Source organism: Achromobacter maghribensis (genome assembly GCF_057334215.1).
Map to the genome: position 1 here is coordinate 125,424 of NZ_JBHFII010000034.1, position 18,598 is coordinate 144,021.

19 protein-coding genes and 1 other RNA gene are annotated in these 18,598 nt (G+C 62.8%); 13 read left to right on the top strand and 7 right to left on the bottom strand.

Annotated elements, in window-relative coordinates; genetic code table 11:
• From ACE039_RS14270 to ACE039_RS14285, 4 genes are all read left to right on the top strand, one after another.
• Positions 1 to 649, top strand: a 649-nt coding sequence (locus tag ACE039_RS14270; RefSeq protein ID WP_485822649.1) for a sensor histidine kinase, incomplete at its 5' end; no start/stop codon positions are given.
• A gap of 214 nt (positions 650 to 863) precedes the next feature.
• Positions 864 to 1,343: a tripartite tricarboxylate transporter TctB family protein gene (locus ACE039_RS14275; protein ID WP_006225989.1), complete on the top strand. Its 480-nt coding sequence runs from the start codon at positions 864 to 866 to the stop codon at positions 1,341 to 1,343.
• A 6-nt stretch (positions 1,344 to 1,349) separates the two neighbouring features.
• Positions 1,350 to 2,879, top strand: coding sequence for a tripartite tricarboxylate transporter permease (locus ACE039_RS14280; RefSeq protein WP_485822650.1), 1,530 nt, complete (start codon positions 1,350 to 1,352; stop codon positions 2,877 to 2,879).
• Between the two features lie 110 nt (positions 2,880 to 2,989).
• Positions 2,990 to 3,919, top strand: coding sequence for a 2-hydroxyacid dehydrogenase (locus ACE039_RS14285; protein WP_485822651.1), 930 nt, complete (start codon positions 2,990 to 2,992; stop codon positions 3,917 to 3,919).
• Here ACE039_RS14285 and ACE039_RS14290 read toward each other — a convergent pair.
• Entirely contained in the window at positions 3,916 to 4,848 is a 933-nt protein-coding gene (locus ACE039_RS14290; RefSeq protein WP_485811257.1) for a LysR family transcriptional regulator, read from the bottom strand. The two genes, ACE039_RS14285 and ACE039_RS14290, sit on opposite strands and share 4 nt — an antisense overlap.
• Before the next feature lie 203 nt (positions 4,849 to 5,051).
• On the opposite strand from ACE039_RS14290, the gene ACE039_RS14295 reads away from it, so the two are divergent.
• Positions 5,052 to 5,681 (top strand): FMN-dependent NADH-azoreductase, encoded by a 630-nt coding sequence (locus ACE039_RS14295; protein WP_105560460.1) that lies wholly within the window; start codon positions 5,052 to 5,054, stop codon positions 5,679 to 5,681.
• An 87-nt stretch (positions 5,682 to 5,768) separates the two neighbouring features.
• Here the strand turns inward: ACE039_RS14295 and ACE039_RS14300 are convergent, their stop codons facing one another.
• The 4 genes from ACE039_RS14300 to ACE039_RS14315 form a co-directional block, all read right to left on the bottom strand.
• A complete protein-coding gene (locus tag ACE039_RS14300; protein ID WP_105560461.1) occupies positions 5,769 to 6,674 on the bottom strand; it encodes an NAD(P)-dependent oxidoreductase in 906 nt (301 codons plus the stop codon).
• A 58-nt stretch (positions 6,675 to 6,732) separates the two neighbouring features.
• On the bottom strand, positions 6,733 to 8,337 hold the full coding sequence (locus ACE039_RS14305) for a gamma-glutamyltransferase family protein (protein ID WP_485822652.1): 1,605 nt from the start codon (positions 8,335 to 8,337) through the stop codon (positions 6,733 to 6,735).
• Between the two features lie 193 nt (positions 8,338 to 8,530).
• Positions 8,531 to 10,036, bottom strand: coding sequence for a tripartite tricarboxylate transporter permease (locus ACE039_RS14310; protein WP_485811259.1), 1,506 nt, complete (start codon positions 10,034 to 10,036; stop codon positions 8,531 to 8,533).
• A gap of 13 nt (positions 10,037 to 10,049) precedes the next feature.
• Positions 10,050 to 10,514, bottom strand: coding sequence for a tripartite tricarboxylate transporter TctB family protein (locus ACE039_RS14315; RefSeq protein WP_448709963.1), 465 nt, complete (start codon positions 10,512 to 10,514; stop codon positions 10,050 to 10,052).
• Between the two features lie 479 nt (positions 10,515 to 10,993).
• Between ACE039_RS14315 and ACE039_RS14320 the strand changes: the two genes are divergently transcribed.
• From ACE039_RS14320 to ACE039_RS14335, 4 genes are all read left to right on the top strand, one after another.
• Positions 10,994 to 11,440 (top strand): hypothetical protein, encoded by a 447-nt coding sequence (locus ACE039_RS14320; RefSeq protein WP_199196963.1) that lies wholly within the window; start codon positions 10,994 to 10,996, stop codon positions 11,438 to 11,440.
• The gene (locus ACE039_RS14325) at positions 11,440 to 11,751 is read left to right on the top strand and encodes a cell division protein ZapA (protein WP_183014233.1); all 312 of its coding nucleotides are present in this window, start codon (positions 11,440 to 11,442) and stop codon (positions 11,749 to 11,751) included. The genes ACE039_RS14320 and ACE039_RS14325 overlap by 1 nt, the downstream gene beginning before the upstream one ends.
• 32 nt (positions 11,752 to 11,783) lie before the next feature.
• Positions 11,784 to 11,966: non-coding RNA, 6S RNA (ssrS, locus tag ACE039_RS14330), on the top strand.
• A 104-nt stretch (positions 11,967 to 12,070) separates the two neighbouring features.
• Positions 12,071 to 12,835, top strand: coding sequence for an SIMPL domain-containing protein (locus ACE039_RS14335; protein WP_448709962.1), 765 nt, complete (start codon positions 12,071 to 12,073; stop codon positions 12,833 to 12,835).
• On the opposite strand, the gene lgt is transcribed toward ACE039_RS14335, so the two are convergent.
• On the bottom strand, positions 12,810 to 13,598 hold the full coding sequence (gene lgt / locus ACE039_RS14340; protein WP_485822653.1) for a prolipoprotein diacylglyceryl transferase: 789 nt from the start codon (positions 13,596 to 13,598) through the stop codon (positions 12,810 to 12,812). The two genes, ACE039_RS14335 and lgt, sit on opposite strands and share 26 nt — an antisense overlap.
• 133 nt (positions 13,599 to 13,731) lie before the next feature.
• On the opposite strand from lgt, the gene ilvD reads away from it, so the two are divergent.
• The 3 genes from ilvD (at position 13,732) to msrA (ending at position 16,368) form a co-directional block, all read left to right on the top strand.
• Positions 13,732 to 15,417 (top strand): dihydroxy-acid dehydratase, encoded by a 1,686-nt coding sequence (gene ilvD, locus ACE039_RS14345; RefSeq protein ID WP_332007634.1) that lies wholly within the window; start codon positions 13,732 to 13,734, stop codon positions 15,415 to 15,417.
• Positions 15,401 to 15,736 carry a c-type cytochrome gene (locus ACE039_RS14350; RefSeq protein WP_105560468.1) on the top strand — a complete coding sequence of 112 codons (336 nt, stop codon included), beginning with the start codon at positions 15,401 to 15,403 and terminating at the stop codon, positions 15,734 to 15,736. Before ilvD ends, ACE039_RS14350 begins: the two co-directional genes overlap by 17 nt.
• Before the next feature lie 77 nt (positions 15,737 to 15,813).
• Positions 15,814 to 16,368 (top strand): peptide-methionine (S)-S-oxide reductase MsrA, encoded by a 555-nt coding sequence (gene msrA / locus ACE039_RS14355; RefSeq protein ID WP_485811261.1) that lies wholly within the window; start codon positions 15,814 to 15,816, stop codon positions 16,366 to 16,368.
• 153 nt (positions 16,369 to 16,521) lie between these two features.
• On the opposite strand, the gene hppD is transcribed toward msrA, so the two are convergent.
• The gene (gene hppD, locus ACE039_RS14360) at positions 16,522 to 17,634 is read right to left on the bottom strand and encodes a 4-hydroxyphenylpyruvate dioxygenase (protein WP_485822654.1); all 1,113 of its coding nucleotides are present in this window, start codon (positions 17,632 to 17,634) and stop codon (positions 16,522 to 16,524) included.
• 156 nt (positions 17,635 to 17,790) lie between these two features.
• On the opposite strand from hppD, the gene ACE039_RS14365 reads away from it, so the two are divergent.
• The gene (locus ACE039_RS14365; protein ID WP_105560471.1) at positions 17,791 to 18,267 is read left to right on the top strand and encodes an Lrp/AsnC family transcriptional regulator; all 477 of its coding nucleotides are present in this window, start codon (positions 17,791 to 17,793) and stop codon (positions 18,265 to 18,267) included.
• Positions 18,268 to 18,598: the final 331 nt, after the last annotated feature.

The window sequence follows — 18,598 nt, forward strand, 5'->3', positions numbered from 1 at the left end:
GCGCGAGGGCCTGCGCGCCATCGTCGACCAGTTGGGGCGCACGCGCCGCCTGACCGAGCAACTGCTGTCCCTGGCGCACGCCAACCAGGCCGATCAGTTGCCGCGCCAGTTGCTGGACATGAACGCGGTCTCGCGCGAAGTCGTCTTGCAATACCTGCCGCTGGCACATGAAAAGCAGCAAGACCTGGGCTGGGTCCAGGCGGGTTCCGAAGAAGGGCTGGATACGCCCGTGCCGGTGTTGGGCAGCGAAGCCGAACTGCACGAAGCCTTATCCAACCTGGTGCACAACGCCATCCATTACGCGCCTGTCGGCGCGCAGATCACCGTGTCGGTCTGCCGGCTGGAAAACCGGGCCGAAGTCGCGGTGTCGGACAACGGTCCGGGGCTGGATCCCGACCTGCGGGGCCGCGCCTTCGCGCGTTTCGAACGGGTCGGCACGGACAAGCCCGTCACCTCCTCGGGCTCCGGCCTGGGCCTGGCGATTGCGCGCGCCTATGCTCGCCGCAACGACGGCGACATCGAATTGCGCGATGGCGAACCCAACGCGCAGGGCGGGGTGGGCCTGGCCTCGGTGCTGTGGCTGCCGCTTGGCGCCACCGTCTCGCAATACCCGCGTCCTGCCGATGTCGAGCTCAAGGGCGACCAATAAAGCCGGCAGGCTTTCAAATTTTTTTCTGCTTTCCCCGCTACGCCGCATCGCTTCCTCTCAGGGATAACCCCCGAATTCAGGATGGCGACAGCGCATAGAAAGCGGATTAGCAGCTTCCCTCCGTAATCTGCGCACCGGCTCGCTGTTAAGGGCCGGGCGCGGCTCGTTTCGAGCTGCGCATCCAGGGCCGGCACGGTCCTGCACCAGAAGGAGGATGGAAGTGCAAAAAAATATCAACAGGAAGGACTACTACGGCGGCGCGCTGATGGTCCTGATCGGGTTGGGGGCGATATACGGAGGCACTGATTACCACATCGGCACCTTGAGCCACATGGGGCCAGGCTTCTTCCCGGCTGCGCTCGGCGGCCTGCTGGCCCTGACGGGCGTGCTGATCGCCATGTCCGCGCGTTCGGGCGAGGCCACGCCGCCCGCGCCAGGCGATGGCCATGCGCACGGGCTGCCCGACTTCCGCGGCAGCGCCTGCATCTTGCTAGGCACGTTGGCCTTCCTGCTGCTGGGCCACTACGGCGGCCTGCTGCCGGCCACGTTCGCCATTGTTTTCATCTCGGCGCTGGGTGATCGCAAGAACACCATCAAGCAAGCCATCCTGCTGTCGCTCGCGATGTCCGCGATCGCGGTCGTCGTGTTCTGGTGGGCGCTGCAACTGCAGCTGCCGCTGTTTCGTTGGGGTTGAAGCGCCATGATCTCTCAATCTTTGATGGACCTTTGGTACGGCTTCGGCGTCGCGTTCCAATGGCACAACCTGATGTGGTCGTTCTTCGGCGTGCTGGTGGGCAACCTCATCGGCGTGCTCCCGGGCATGGGCGCCTTGTCGGCGATTTCCATCCTGCTGCCGCTGACCTACGTGATGCAGCCCGTGCCCGCGATCTTGATGCTGGCCGGCATTTTCTACGGTTCCCAATACGGCGGCGCCATCGGCGCCATCCTGCTCAATCTGCCTTCGCATCCGCCGCACGCGGTCACCTGCCTTGACGGGTATCCACTGACCAAACAGGGCAAGGGAGGAACGGCGCTGGGCATCACGATGATCTGTTCGTTCTTCGCGGCATCGGTCGGCATCATCGTCATGATTTTCGCCTCGCCGCTGCTGGTTGAGGTGGCGTTCAAGTTCGGCCCCACCGAGATCTTCTCGATCATGCTGCTTGGCCTGCTGGCCGGTGCGACGATGTCGCGCGGCTCGCCGCTGAAAGGCGTGGCAATGACGCTGTTCGGCTTGATGTGCGGCGTGGTGGGCACCGACGTGAACACGGGCACGATCCGTTTCTCGTTCGGCTTGCTGGACCTGTCGGACGGCCTGGAACTGGTGGCGATCTCGATGGGCCTGTTCGGCGTGGCCGACTTCCTGATGAGCGTCAATCGCATGACCATCATCGGCAGCGGCGCCAAGCTGCGCATCCGCGACATGCGGCCCAGCAAGCAGGAATTGAAGACCGCGTTCTGGCCGATGGTGCGCGGCACGGCGGTCGGCACATTGTTCGGCGCCATGCCGGGCACGGGTCCGACCATCACGACGTTCGTGGCCTACGCACTGGAACGCAAGATCTCGCGCACGCCCGAGAAGTTCGGCACCGGCATGATCGCCGGCGTGGCATCGCCGGAAGCGTCGTCGCATTCGAAGACGCAGGTCGACTTCATCCCGACGATGAGCCTGGGCATCCCTGGCGACGCCGTGATGGCGCTGATCCTGGGCGCCTTGCTTATCCAGGGCATCCAGCCCGGCCCGCAGCTGATCACCGAGCATCCAGACATCTTCTGGGGCCTGATCGCCAGCTTCTGGGTGGGCAACGTGCTGCTGATGGTGCTGAACGTGCCGCTGATCGGCGTGTGGGTCAAGCTGCTGCAGGTGCCGTACCGCTATCTGTTCCCGTCCGCGCTGTTCTTCATCGCGGTGGGCGTGTTCAGTACGCAGAACAGTCTCTTCCAGATATGGGAAGTGCTCGCCTTCGGCGTGATCGGCGCCATCCTGATGACGCTGGAGTTTTCCGTGGCGCCCATCTTGCTCGGTTTCGTGCTGGGCCCGATGGTGGAAGAGAACTTCCGCCGCGCCCTGCTGTTGTCGCGCGGCGACCTGGCCGTGTTCGTGCAGCGCCCGATCAGCGCCTGGTTCATCGGCGCAAGCGCCTTGCTGATCCTGCTGCAGGTGTGGGCATTCGTGCATCGCGGCAAAGGCAAGGGCAAAGGCAAGCCTGAAGTTCCGCAAACCGCGTAAGCGTCTTTCCCGGCGCGGTCGAACGGCCCGGCGATCTGCCGGGCCGTTTGATTTGTGAGGCGCCATCCTGCATGCTTGAGGCTTCCGAAAAGCCTTGCAGAACCGCCACCATGCACATTCTCTTTGCCTGCCCTCTCCATGATTCCGACGTCTGGGTGCCGCTCCTGGAAGCCTCCATGCCCGGATGCCGCATTTCCGTGTGGAATCCCGACGGTCCGCCGTCTGGCGCCGAGGTGGCGCTGGTGTGGCGCCCGCCCGTGGAATTGTTCCAGCACGAGACCGGCATCACGACGCTGTTCAATCTGGGCGCGGGCGTCGACGCACTGCTGAAGATGCCCGAGATCCCCCCGCACGTGCGGATCGTTCGCCTCGAAGATGCGGGCATGTCGGTGCAGATGGCCGAATACGCCTTGTACGCGCTGCTGCGCGTCTCGCGCGATTTCGAAGCGTTTGACCAAGCCCAGGCGCGCCAGCACTGGGATACCCGCGAAGGCACGCGGCAGAAGGACTGGCCCGTCGGCGTGTTGGGGCTGGGCCAGGTGGGCGCGCGCGTGGCGCAGACCCTGGCCGACTTCGGCTATCCCGTGGCAGGCTGGTCCCGCACGCCGCGCGAAATCCCGGGCGTGGAATCCTTTGCCGGAGAAGCCGCCTTGCCAGCGTTCCTGGCCCGCACGCGCTTTCTGGTGAACGTGCTGCCGCTCACGCCGGACACGCGCGGCATCCTCAACCGCGAAACGCTGTCGCAGTTGTTGCCGCAAGCGCATCTGGTCAACGTCGGCCGGGGTGAACACCTGGTTGAAGAAGACCTCGTACAGATGCTGGAAGAGGGTGAGATCGCCGGCGCCACGCTGGACGTGTTCCATACCGAGCCTTTGCCCGGCGACCATCCGTTCTGGCGCGACCCGCGCGTTCATATCACGCCGCACATCGCGGCGCGCACGCTGCGCGACGAAAGCATCGAGCAGATCGCGGGAAAGGTCGCTCAACTGATGCGCGGCGAATCCATCACCGGCGTCGTCGAACGCACGCGCGGCTACTAAGCTACGGGCGCGACGGCTTTTTCCAGCCGTTGATACATCGTCGGCAGTCGTTGCGACAGGAAATCCAGCAACGTCCGGACGGCGGGCATCATGCCCCGCCGCGACGGATAAATGCAGTGCACGATGCCTTCCGGTGATTGCCATTGCGCAAGCACCGGCACCAACTGGCCGCGGCGCAGTTCTTCCTGCGTCGCGATCGACGGCAGCAGCGCGATGCCTCGGCCCCGCACCGCGGCTTCGGTCAGCACAATGAAGTCGTTGCAGGACAGTTGCGGCTTCAGCTCGACCTGGACTTCTTCGCCCTTATCGTTCACCAGCGGCCATCGCACGTCGTGCTGCGGGTCGGAAAAGCTCAAGGTTGTGTGCGACGCCAGATCCTGCGGCGTGTCGGGCGTGCCGTGGCGTTGCAGGTAGCCGGGGCTGGCCACCAGCGTGCCCCGCGCCGATCCCAGATGGCGGACCACCAGTTCCGCGTCCGTATCCAGTTTGGTGCGCACGCGCAGCGCCAGGTCGACGCCTTCACGGATCAGGTCCACACGCCGGTTGGTCACCAGCAGCTGTACGGAAATCGCCGGCCAAGCATCCAGGAATTCGGGCAGGATCGGCGCCAGCACATCCTGGGCAATGGAAACGGGGCAGCTCACGATCACCGGGCCGGTCGGCTCTGACTGCAATTGCCGCATGGCATCGTCGGCGGCTCGCGCCGAGGCGGCCATCTCGCGGCAATAGTGCAGGTAGCGTTCACCGGCCGAGGTCAGCCGCAGGCGGCGTGTCGTGCGCTGCAGCAACCTGACGCCCAGGCTTTCCTCCAAATGCGAGATCCGGCGCGACAGGCGGGATTTCGGGATATCCAGCGCTCTGGCCGCAGCGCTGAAGCCGCCTTGCTCGACGACTTGGGAAAAATAATAGAGGTCGTTAAGATCTTGCATGATTGTTCTATTTGTGGAACGAACAGTTCATCATACCCCGGTTTATGTAAACAATGAACCGATCTACAGTGAGCCCATGCATTCGGGATCTGCGAACGCCACCCGGCGGCAAGCTCCGGTCCGGCCCTCTTGAAGCGCCGGGCGTGGCGCTGACAGGTCCTGACCGCCCGCGTACAGGCGGGCCACCACTGGAGATATTTGCAATGAAGACCCTCGTTATCCTTTCCTCGATTCTCGGCGATCGTTCCAACAGCAAGCAATTGGCCAATCACCTGATTGCGCGCGTCAAAGAAGCCAATCCGGCTACTACCGTCAAGGTACGCGACATCGGCGCGCAGCCGATCCCGTACTTCGACGGCAACACCGCCGGCGCGCTGTTCACCCCGGCCGATGCCCGCAGCGTAGAGCAGCAACGCATCGTCGAACTCAGCGACACGCTGGTCGCCGAACTGATGGAAGCGGACCGCATCGTATTCGCCGTGCCGGTGTACAACTTCAATCTGCCCGCGCAGTTCAAGAGCTATCTGGACTATCTGGCCCGTGCCGGCGTCACGTTCCGTTATACGCCCGAAGGCGTGCCGGAGGGCCTCGTCAAGGGTAAGCAGGTGTTCGTGCTGACGGCGCGAGGCGGCAAGGCCGAGGGCACGCCGTCTGACACCATGACGCCGTATCTGCGTCAGATGCTGGGCTTCCTGGGCATGAACGACGTGACGTTCATCGCGGCCGAGGGCATGGCGATGGGTGAAGTGGCCGCGCTGGAAGGCGTGACGCTGGCCAAGCAGCGCATCGATGCGCTGCTGCGGCAAACCGCCCAGGCGAACCTGGCCGCGTAACGGCATGGACGACAAAAAGGCGAGCCTTCCAGGCTCGCCTTTTTGTTTGCCGCCGCACCGTGTTGCCAGGGGCAGGGCGATGCCCGTTCAGTCGCGCAGGCGCTTCACCAGGCTGGACGTGTCCCAGCGTCCGCCGCCCATTTTCTGCACGTCGCCGTAGAACTGGTCCACCAGGGCCGTCACCGGCACGCGCGCGCCGTTGTTGCGCGCCTCGGCCAGCACCAGGCCCAGGTCCTTGCGCATCCAGTCCACCGCAAAGCCGAACTCGAACTTGTCGTCGACCATGGTGCCGCCGCGGTTCTCCATCTGCCAGCTTTGCGCGGCGCCTTTGCTGATCACGTCCAGCACCAGCTTCATGTCCAGATCGGCCGCCTGGCCGAATGCCACCGCCTCCGACAGGCCTTGCACGATGCCGGCGATGCAGATCTGGTTGACCATCTTGGCCAATTGCCCCGCGCCCGGCGGGCCCACCAGCGTGACGGCGCGGCCAAAGCTCTGTGCCACCGGCTTGATCGCGTCGAAAACGGCTTGCTCGCCGCCGCACATGACGGTCAGGACGCCGTTGACGGCGCCCGCCTGTCCGCCCGAAACCGGCGCGTCCACGAAGTTCAGGCCCAGTTCCTTGGCTTGCGCGTAAAGCTCGCGCGCCACATCGGCCGACGCGGTCGTGTGGTCGACAAATACGGCGCCCGGCGCCATGCCCGAAAACGCGCCGTCCGGACCCAGCACGATGCTGCGCAGATCGTCGTCATTGCCCACGCAGGCGAAGACGATCTGGGCGCCCGCGACGGCTTCGCGCGGCGTGGGGGCATGGTGGCCATGAAACTCGGCTGCCCAGGCCTGTGCCTTGGCGGGGGTGCGGTTGTAGACGGTCACGTCGTGTCCGGCACGGGCCAGGTGACCGGCCATGGGCAAGCCCATGACGCCCAATCCGAGGAAAGCGACTTTCTGGGCTACGACCGCGTCGTAGCTCTTGGTACCGATCGTTGCCATGCAGGGGACTCCGCTCTATGTGGGTAAGGTCAGTCTCAGGACATCAACCTTAACGCAATCAAAAGCCGGCGGCGAGTCCATCCCGCCGACTGTCGCTGGCGCTGACATAGCCATCCACCGCCGGGTCGCCCAGCCGCCAGATGAACTGACCCGAACCAAAGTCCATATAAGGGTCGTCGACGCCTTCCAGCACATGGCCGCGCGTGCGCAGGCCCTGCGCCACGGCCGGCGCAAGGCCGGCTTCCACGTCCACTGCCAGCCCCTGGTTCCACTTCCAGCGCGGCGCGTCGCAGGCGGCCTGCGGCTGCTGGCCGTAGTCAAGCATGCGCACCAGCGTCTGCACTTGTCCCTGCGGCTGCATATTGCCGCCCATGACGCCGAAACTCATGACGGGGGCGCCGTCGCGCATCAGGAAGCCGGGGATGATGGTATGGAAGGGGCGCTTGCCGCCCGCCACCACGTTGGGATGGTCCGGCTGCGTGGTGAAGCAATGCCCGCGGTTCTGCAGGCTGACGCCCGTGCCCGGCACCACCACGCCGGAGCCGAAGCCCATGTAGTTCGACTGGATGAAGCTGACCATCATGCCGTTCTTGTCCGCGGCGGTCAGGTAGACCGTGCCGCCTTGGGGGGCATGGCCGGAAGCGAAAGCCTGGGCAACCCTGGGGTCGATCATCCGCGCGCGTTCCGCCAGATAGTCCGGCCGCAGCATCTGTTCGTGCGTCATCCGCATATGGCGCGCATCGGCCACGTGGGAATAGACATCTGCGAACGCCAGTTTCATGGCCTCGATCAGCAGGTGCTGGGTGTCGGGGTGGTCGACCGGGCGGGACGCCAGGTCGAAATTCTGCAAGATGCCCAGTGCGATCAACGCCGCAATGCCTTGCCCGTTTGGCGGGATCTGATGGAGCGTATGGCCGCGGTACGTCTGGCCGATGGGCGTCACCCATTCGGGTGCGTAGTCGCGCAGGTCCGCCAGGGTCAACGCGGCGTCGTGCGCTTGCGCGTGCGCCACCAACTTGTGGGCAGTCTCGCCTTCATAGAAGTCGCGGCCACCGCTCGCGGCGATGCGCTTGAGCGTTGCCGCGGCGCTCGGCAGCACGAAGTGCTCGCCGATGTGGGGAGCACGGCCGCGTGGCAGGAAATGTTCGGCGAACCCGGGTTGCGGTCGCAGAATGTCGGCCTGCGCCGCCCATTTTTCCTGCGCCACGGGTGACACGGCGTAGCCGCGTTCCGCGTATTCGATGGCAGGCGCCAGCACGTCGGCAAACGCCAGACTGCCCAGTTTTTCATGCAGCGCCGCCCATCCGGCCACGCAACCCGGCACGGTCACGCTGTCCCAGCCGCGCATCGGGATCACGCCTTGGTGCTTGCGGCGGAAGTAGTCCACGTTCCACGCGGACGGAGCCGTTCCGGAGGCGTTCAAGCCATGCAGCTTCGAACCGTCCCAGACGATGGCGAAACAGTCGGAGCCCAAACCGTTGCTGACGGGTTCGGTCAGCGTCAGCGTGGCGGCCGCGGCAATGGCCGCGTCCACCGCATTGCCGCCAAGGGCCAGGATCCGCAAGCCTGCCTGTGCGGCGAGCGGTTGCGACGTGGCGACGACGTTGCGAGCGAACACCGGAATCCGGGTGGTGGGGTAGGGATTCTTCCAGTCGAAATTCATGCCGAATAATCGCGTGGGGTAAACCCGTAGCTTAACGTAGATGCCGGGAAATGCCCTACGCTTAGTAGTGTATTGTAGTTATTAGTAGCTTTTACCAGGAATACGTTCTGGCCGCGCAAAGAAAAACCCCCGGGGCACGCCACGGGGGTTTTTAGAAAGGCTTGACCGCCGCCGCAAGGCAGCGGCCAGCGCTTTACTCTTCTTCGACGAAGGTCTCTTCGCGCTTCTTGCGAATGGCGGGGAGCGCCACCAGAATCACCAGGAACGCCGCCACGGCCAGCAGCGAAGCCGACAGCGGACGCGTTACGAAGGTGCTGAAATCGCCACGCGACAGCAGCAGGGCACGGCGGAAGTTCTCTTCCATCATGGGGCCCAGAACCAGGCCCAGCAGCAGCGGAGCGCCTTCGCACTTCAGCTTCGACCACACGTAGCCGATGACGCCGAAGATTGCCGTGGTGAAGATGTCGAACGAGTTGTAGTTCAACGAATACACACCGATCGTGCAGAACACCAGAATCGCCGGGAACAGGATGCGATAGGGCACCTTCAGCAGCTTGACCCACAGGCCAATCAGCGGCAGGTTCAGCACCACCAGCATCAGGTTGCCGATCCACATCGAGGCGATCAGGCCCCAGAACAGCTCCGGGTGGCTCGTCATGACTTGCGGGCCGGGCTGGATGTTGTGGATGGTCATTGCACCGACCATCAACGCCATCACGGCGTTACCGGGGATACCCAGCGTCAGCAGCGGGATGAACGAAGTCTGGGCTGCGGCGTTGTTCGCCGATTCCGGGCCTGCCAGGCCGGCCGGGTGGCCCTTGCCGAAGCGTTCCGGATTCTTCGAGATCTTCTTTTCCAGCGTGTAGGACGCGAACGACGACAACACGGCGCCACCGCCCGGCAAGATACCCAGGGCCGAACCCAGGGCCGTTCCGCGCAGCACGGCGGGAGCAGCTTCCTTGAATTCCTGCTTGTTCGGGTACAGCGTGCCGATCTTGTCGGTGATGTCGACGCGGTTTTCCTTCTGCTCCAGGTTGGTCATGATTTCGGCAAAGCCGAACACACCCATGGCCACGATGGCGAAGTCGATACCGTCTTGCAGTTCGGGGATGCCGAAGTCGAAGCGGGCAACGCCCGAGTTGACGTCGGTGCCGACCATGCCCAGCAGCAGGCCCAGGATGATCATCGAGATCGCCTTGGGCAGCGAACCGGAAGCCAGCACCACGGCGCCGACCAGACCCAGGCACATCAGCGAGAAGTACTCGGCGGGGCCGAACTTGAAAGCCACTTCAGCCAACGGGGGCGCGAAGGCGGCCAACAGCAGGGTGGCCACGCAACCGGCAAAGAACGAGCCCAGTGCGGCGATAGCCAAGGCGGCGCCAGCACGGCCGTTACGGGCCATCTGGTGACCGTCCAGCACCGTCACCACCGCGGACGTTTCCCCTGGCAGCGCCACAAGAATGGCCGTGGTCGAACCGCCGTACTGCGCGCCGTAATAGATGCCTGCAAGCATGATCAAGCCGGCAATCGGGGGCAACACATACGTGATCGGGAGCAGCATCGCGATGGTCGGGACGGGGCCGATACCCGGCAGCACGCCAATCAGCGTACCCAGAATGCAGCCCAGCAGTGCGTAGGCCAGGTTCTCGGGCGTGAACGCCACCGAGAAGCCCAACATCAGGTTGTCAAACAATTCCATGACCGGTTGCTCCTTAGTTCATGCCCAGAAAGGACGGCCACAGCGGGAAGATCAGCCCCAGCCCCTTGACGAATGCCAGATACGAGAACACCACCAGGAAGATCGCGTTGGCGACGGCGACCTTCAAGCTGAACTCATGGCTGGCCAGGCTGCTTAGGACAACCAGGATGAATACCGAAAGGTAGATGCCCAGCGGCTTCAGGATGAAGCCGTACAAGACCACCGAACCCACGACCAGAAAAACGATGCGCCAGTCGAACTTGTCGACGTGCGTTTCGTGCGCTTTCTTGGAAAGCGAGCCAAGCAGCACGATGGCGCCCAGCAAAGCCAGAACAATGCCTAGCCAGAAAGGAAAATACCCTGGGCCCATTCGGGCTGCAGTACCCATTTGATAGCTGCTGGCTTGCCAGGCGAATCCCAGTCCGAGGGCGATGAACATCACCCCAGACCAGAAGTCCTGTCGATTGCGTAGCTGCATGATTGGTTGGCTCCTATTTACAGCATGTAGATAAAAAGTTTGTAGCCGGATGGGACCCGCCGAAAGGCGAGTGACAGGCACAAAAAAGGCACTTCGGGGTGCCATTAGTTCTTCTGAAAGCGACGGCGTGGTTTCTTGAAAGGGCGAATGGTAATGGACGCCTGCCACGCTGGAAACCCTGTAAGCTCGGTGAAAGCCTGGGGTTTTCCCTAGAATTCGGGTACTCCCGATCCCCAGATGTAACGGCGCGGGAAGATTGAGGGCTTTTTGAAAGCTAAGTGAAAGTTTATAGAAAGAAATGCGAAAGCCGGATCGGCCGGATGCGTGGAATTTGGACGAGGGGGGCGACATTTCCGCGGTTGTCATCGGCTGGCATTGCGCCGCCGGAATCACGCGCCTATTTCCTACCGAATATTGCCGGGTTTCTCAACGCGCGTGAAGAGGCCCGATTGAACTCAGGATGGTTTACGATAGCGCCCATGCTGCAAGATCTAGACCAACTCGCCGCCCGAATCGGGCAACTGGTGCAACGCACCCGCCAACTCCACGCAGAGCGTGACGCGTTGCGCCTCCGCCTGAATGACTTCGAAGCTGAACAGCGTGTGCTGAAGCAGCGCGCCGCCGAGCGCGAGGCCGAGATCGTCACGCTGCAAAGCAAGCTTCAGGATCACGATGGCGCGGTCACCGCGATGCTCGAGCAGGCCCAGCAGGCCGAAGCCGCCTTGCGCGAGCAGCTCGCCCGTGAGTCCACCGAACGCCAGTCGCTTGAATCGCGTTTCTCCGCCCGGGAAACCGAACTGCAGGGCAACCTGCAAACTCGCGACACTGAACTACAGCGCTTGCGCGTGGCCGCGGCCGCGGCCCGCGAGCGCATCGACGCCGTGCTCGCCCGCTTGCCGGGCGCACCGTCTGGAGAGCAACACTGATGGAACGCGTAGATGTCACCATATTGGGACGCGACTACTCCCTGGCCTGCTCTGTTGAAGAGAAGCCCACGCTCATGGCAGCGGTGCGCCATGTCGACCAACTGATGCTGCGCATCCAGGGGTCGGGCAAGATTTCCAGCAACGAGCGCATCGCCGTGATGGCGGCCTTGCAGGTCGCGGGCGAGCTTCTCGCGATGAAAGCGCCTGATGGTCCGCTAGGTGGTTTGGCAGTCGGCGACTTCAAGCGTAGAATTGAGGACATGAACGCAGTACTCGATGACGCCTTATCGGGTCAGGAAAAACTGCTCTAACCGTTCATAAGCAGTATTCAAGAATTTTCAGTTTGTCCCTGCCGTGTCCGTGACTAGGCCATACATTCTCTGAACCTATGCTTTCGGCATATGGTTGCGGGAGTGTAGAGCTGGAGTGATCGTCTCTCGTAGACGAACCCGACGCTCTGCGGAACGCGACCACCTCTTACCTTAGGGTTCGAGATGCCGGCCTTGACGGCACAGGCGGGGCATTTATCCCAGCGGGCCTGCCCTAAGCGCAGGTCCGCGTCGGGCGCTTCACCATCCCCCCCTTGCCCCTCCAGTCCTTCCCCTTTGTCCTCCCTCCTAGGACCCGTCCATGTTTAAACACCCTGTTTTTTCGCTGACGAAACTCGGCGCAGCGTGCGCAGCCGTGGCCGCCATCGCTGCCGTCCAACCCGTTTACGCGCAGGCGCAAGCGCCCGCCGCGCCTGTTGCCACGGAATCGTCCGCGAATCGCTCGCCCGAAATGACGTTGCAGGCAACCGCGTCTTCCGAGGTCAAGCACGACACGGTTCGCATTTCGTTGTCCGCTGAGGTCGAGGCGCCGGACCAGCCGGCCGCCGGCAAGAAATTGACTGCGGCGCTGGACGATGTCGTCAAGCGCGCGCGCGACACCAAAGGCGTGGAAGTCCGCACGGGCGGCTACAACGTCTGGCCCAACACTAACAGCAAGGGAAAGATCGGCACCTGGCGTGGCCAGGGTGAAGTGGTGCTTGAATCGAAAGACTTCGAGGCCGCCGCCGCATTGGCGTCCAAGCTGTCGGACAAGACCGCCATTTCCAACATCAGCTTCTCGTTGTCGCGCGAAGCGCGCGAGGCCGAAGAGCGCAAGTTGCTGAAAGAAGCGGCCCAAGCCTTCAAGGACCGCGCGCTGGCAGCGGCCAACGCGTTCGGGTTCTCGGGCTATCGCCTGTCCAAGCTGGAATTGGGCGGTTCGGGCGGCCCGGTGCCGATGCCGCGCATGCTGGGCGCCGCGGCCATGGCCAAGGACGCCTCTGGCGGCTACAGCCCTGACGTCCCGCTGGAAGCGGGAGACGTCACGGTCAGCATCGCCGTCAACGGGACGATCGTTTTGCAGTAAGGCCGAACATGATGGCGCCCAAGGCGACCATCGGCAGGGACAACCACTGTCCCATGCTCAATCCCCCCGCGAGCAGACCCAGGAAATTGTCCGGCTCGCGGGTGAATTCCACCAGGAAGCGGAACGTTCCGTAACCCATCAGGAAAAGCCCGCTCACCTGTCCAAGTGGACGCGGCTTGCTCGAAAACCACCACAGCAGTGCAAACAGCACAATGCCTTCCAGGCCCAGCTCATACAGCTGGGAGGGATGGCGCGCCAAGCCGTCGCCGCTGTCGGGGAACACCATGGCCCACGGCACGTCGGTCGGCCGGCCCCACAGTTCGCCATTGATGAAGTTGCCCAGCCGGCCGAAACCCAGGCCCAGCGGGATCAACGGAGCGATGAAGTCGCTGACCGCGAAAAACGGCAGCTTCTTCTTGCGCGCGAACAGCAGCATGACCAGGATCACGCCAATCAGGCCGCCGTGGAACGACATGCCGCCTTGCCACAGGTACGCCACTTCCAGCGGGTGGGAGAGGTAGTACCCGGGTTTGTAGAACAGCACGTAGCCCAACCGGCCACCCAGCACCACGCCAAGCACGCTATAGAAGATCAGGTCTTCCAGGTCCCGCACGTTCAGCGACGTGGTGTGGCCGCTGGTGATGCGGCGTCGGCCAAGCAAGTACACCAGGGCGAAGCCCGCCAGGTACATCAGGCCGTACCAGTGGATGGCAAGCGGCCCGATCTGCAAAGCAATGGGGTCGAATTTTGGATATTGCAGCATGTTCTGCCCGACACAATAAAGTTGAATGATAATAACCGGCGAGCACTGAAGATTCGCATGCATGCAAGCGAGCCAGCTTCCTTGGGTGCGTTCGCCATGTCCGCGCCCCGACGGCCGACAGGAGAGACAGACCATGCCGAACAATGAACGTTCCCGCCATATCACCCACGGTGTCGCGCGCGCGCCCAATCGCGCCATGTATTACGCGCTGGGTTATCAGGAAGCCGATTTCGAAAACCCCATGATCGGCGTGGCCAACGGCCATTCGACCATCACCCCATGCAACAGCGGCCTGCAGCGTCTGGCGGACGCCGCCATCGACGCCATCCGGGCCTCGCGCGCCAATCCCCAGGTATTCGGCACACCCACCATTTCCGACGGCATGTCGATGGGCACCGAGGGCATGAAGTACTCGCTGGTCTCCCGAGAAGTCATCGCAGACTGCATTGAAACCGCCGCGCAGGGCCAGTGGATGGACGGCGTGGTGGTGATCGGTGGCTGCGACAAGAACATGCCCGGCGGCATGATCGCGCTCGCGCGCACCAATGTGCCGGGCATCTACGTCTATGGCGGCACGATCAAGCCGGGCCATTACAAGGGCAACGACCTCACCATCGTTTCGGTCTTCGAAGCCGTGGGCGAATACACGATGGGCCGCATGCCCGAAGCGGATTTCAAGCAGATCGAGAAATGCGCTATTCCCGGCTCCGGTTCCTGTGGCGGCATGTACACGGCCAACACCATGAGCTCGGCGTTCGAGGCCATGGGCATGAGTCTGCCGTACTCCAGCACGATGGCCAACGAAGACGACGAGAAAGTCGTCTCGGCCGCGGAATCGGCGCGGGTACTGGTGGACGCGGTCCGGCGCAACCTGCGTCCGCGCGACATCATCACGCGTGAGTCCATCGAAAACGCCGTCTCGGTCATCATGGCCACCGGCGGCTCCACCAACGCGGTACTGCATTTCCTGGCCATCGCGCACGCCGCCGAAGTGCCGTGGACTATCGACGATTTCGAACGCATCCGCAGGCGTGTCCCCGTGCTCTGCGACCTGAAGCCGTCCGGCAAGTATGTTGCGACCGACCTTCACCGCGCGGGCGGCATTCCGCAGGTCATGAAGGTGCTGCTCAACGCCGGGCTGCTGCACGGTGACTGCATCACGATCAGCGGCAAGACCATCGCGGAAACCTTGGCGGATGTGCCGGATGCGCCGCGCGCGGACCAGGACGTCATCATGCCGCTGGACCGCGCCCTGTATCCACAAGGGCATCTGGCCATCCTGAAAGGCAATCTGTCGCCGGAAGGCTGCGTGGCCAAGATCACGGGCCTGAAGAATCCCGTCATGACCGGCCCTGCGCGCGTTTTCGATTCCGAAGACGACGCCATGACGGCCATCATGGCGCGCGAGATCAAGGATGGCGACGTGGTGGTCATTCGCTATGAAGGCCCGAAGGGCGGTCCGGGCATGCGCGAAATGCTGGCACCCACGTCGGCGCTGGTCGGGCAGGGCCTGGGTGAAACCGTGGGCCTGATCACTGACGGTCGCTTCTCCGGCGGCACCTGGGGCATGGTCGTCGGCCACGTCGCGCCGGAGGCCTTCGTGGGCGGTCCGATCGCGCTGATACAGGAAGGCGATTCGGTTACCATCGATGCCCACAAGCTGCTGTTGCAGCTCAATATCAGCGACGAAGACCTGGCGGCTCGTCGACAGGCCTGGGTTCAACCCAAGCCGCGTTATACACGCGGTGTGCTCGCCAAGTTCGGCAAGCTCGCCAGCACCGCGAGCCGTGGGGCAGTAACCGATGCATTTGAAGATTAGTCTGTGGGTGGCCATCGCCGGCGTCTTGGGCGCTGGCGTGGCTCAGGCGCAAACCACTGGCCTGGACCTGGCCAAGAGCAAAGCCTGTATGGCATGCCACCAAGTGGAAGCCAAGCGCGTGGGGCCACCGTTGAAAAGCGTGGCCGAACGCTATGCAGGGCAGGGCGACGCCATGGTGGATTACCTGGCCGGCAAGATCCGTGGCGGCGGCCGCGGCGCCTGGGGCGCCGTGCCCATGCCCGCGCAAACGCATGTCAGCCAGGAAGATGCCCGCCTGCTGGCCGAATGGATCTTGTCGCTGGCGCCGCCCAAGCAGTAGTCTTATTGTCTATGCCCCGCGCATGAAGCCGGGGGCGCCGGCCGCAGGCAAGCGGCCGTCTACAGAAAGGAATCGTCATGGCAGAACAAGCATCTCCGGGCAATGAAGTCGCCGTTCTTGGCGGCGGCTGCTTCTGGTGCGTCGAAGCGGTCTTCACCGAATTGAAGGGCGTCAAAAGCGTGCTGCCCGGCTATAGCGGCGGGCACGTGGACAATCCCACCTACGAGCAAGTGTGCGGCAAGGACACCGGCCACATCGAGGTCGCGCGCGTGGAATTCGACCCCGCGGTACTCTCGTACAGCGACCTGCTTCGCGTCTTCTTCGCCACTCACGATCCCACCACGCCGGGACGCCAGGGCAATGACGTCGGCCCTCAGTACGAATCGGCGATTTTCTGGCAGAACGAGTCCCAACGTGAACAAGCCGAGGCCGTGATGGCCGAAGTCGAGGCCCAGAAGGTCTATGACGCGCCGATCGTCACCAAGCTGTTGGCGCCCGTCAAGTTCTGGCAGGCAGAGGACTATCACAGCAATTATTTCGCCCTGCATCCCGAACAAGGCTACTGCCAGTTCGTGATCGCACCCAAGGTGGCCAAGTTTCGCAAGCAGTTCCAGGACCGCCTGCAGCGCTGAATCTCAGCGGCCCCAGGGAAAAAAAGCGCCCATGCCGCGCATGCTCGCTGCCCCCCGCAAGGGGGCTTTTTTTGGACAAAAAAAACCTCACCACCAGGTGAGGCTTCAAAGCCGGCGCCAGTGCCAGGCACCGAACGCCGGCGGGGGAAGCAGTTAGTCGACGTTCTTCACCACGCCACGGCGCATCTGGTCCAGTTCGATCGATTCGAACAGAGCCTTGAAATTGCCTTCGCCAAAACCATCGTTGCCTTTGCGCTGGATGATCTCGAAGAAGATCGGCCCGATCTGGTTTTCGGTGAAGATCTGCAAGAGCAGGCCGCCGCCGGGGGCGCCGTCAAGCAGGATGCGGTTCTTCTGCAGGCGCGCGATGTCTTCACCGTGGTTGGGCAGGCGGCGGTCCAGCAGTTCGTAATAGGTTTCGGGGGTATCCAGGAACACCACGCCCGATTCCCGCAGCGCTTCGATCGTGCTGTAGATGTCATCGGTGGCCATGGCGATGTGCTGGATGCCCTCGCCGCGGTACAGGTCCAGGTATTCCTGGATCTGGCCCTTTTCCTCCGTGCCTTCCTCATTGATGGGAATGCGGATATTGCCGCAGGGCGAGGTCATCGCCTTGGACTTCACGCCCGTCACCTTGCCTTCGATATCGAAGTAGCGCACTTCGCGGAAGTTGAAGAGGCGCTCGTAGAATTCCGACCACTCCGCCATGCGGCCCTTGTGCACGTTGTGCGTCAGGTGGTCCACCAGCGTCAGGCCGGCGCCGCGGTGATTCAGGTCGGCTTGCGCGTTGCCCGGATCGACGGGCACGAAGTCCACGTCATAGATGCTGATGTCGCCGATGCCACCGTGGCCTTCCTTGCCCGTCCAGCGGTCAACCAGATAAATCAGCGAGTCCCCGATTCCCTTGATGGCCGGAATGTTCAATTCCATCGGGCCGCTGTGGGAATCGAAACCCCAGGCGCCCAATTCCAGCGCGCGCTTGTAAGCGGCATTAGCGTCCTGCACACGGAAACCGATCGCACAGATCGACGGGCCGTGCAGGCGAGCGAAACGTTGGGCGAAGGAATCGGGCTCGGCATTGATCAGGAAGTTGACGCCGCCTTGACGGTACAGAGTCACATCCTTGTGGCGGTGTTTCGCGATGGCTTTGAAGCCCAACAGTTCGAATACCTTGCGCAGCGCGGCGGGGTCCGGCGCGGCGTACTCGATGAACTCGAACCCGGCGGTGCCCATCGGGTTGTCCCAGGGTTGGAAAGCGCTGCTCATGTGTTTGCTCCCTTGCATCATTTTTCAGGACGACTTGTTGTTCAAGTCTAGGCAGACATTGTAGGAAGGAACGTCAGGCAGACAATTGCAAACATGTCGTGAAACTGGGTGTTCTGGGCAATAATATTGCCGTATTGGAAAATATAAGGGCAAAAAATGTCGGATATTGAGCTGGATCGGACAGATCTAAGGATCCTGGCTGAATTGCAGCGGGACGGGCGCCTCAGCAACCAGGAATTGGCGGACCGCGTCTCCCTGTCGCCCAGTCCCTGCCTGCGCCGGGTCCGCCGGTTGGAAGAAAAAGGCTTCATCAAGAAATACGTCGCGTTGATCGATGCCGAAAAGGTGGGCTTGGGGCTGCTGGCCTACGTGAACATCCGGCTCAATAAGCACAGCGGGTCGAGCCATGCCCCAATGAGCGACTTCGCCCGCGACGTGCAGCTTTGGCCGGAAGTGGTCGAGTGCTATGCCATGTCCGGCGACATGGACTACCTGCTGCGGATTCAGGTGGCCGACCTGGCTCACTTTTCCCGTTTCGCCATGGACACGCTGATGCGCCACCCGGCAGTCATCGACATGCGGTCGTTCTTCGCCCTCCAGCAAATCAAGGAAACCACGGAGCTACGGATCTGATGAGAGTGTCCCTCTATATATAAGAGGGAAGATGGCGCGCCCGGAACGAGTCTGTCTTACCCCTCTATATATAGAGGGGCAAGGGCCAGGAAGACGAATGTGTCCCTAAAAAATTCATGTTTCTGCAAAACAGGCGTCATACGAGCCAGGAACAGCGGATTTTCTGTGCTATAGTCTCGCTCCTTCGCAGTTCAGACAGTTTTTTGAACGGCGGGGCCAAGCAAGCACAACAGGCAAAGCAGGGCATCCCGGGGCAACCCAACGGACACTCAGCCAAGCCTGCCGCGATAGGGTTCAGAAATTAGAGCCCAGCGGTTATTGCAAGGATTGC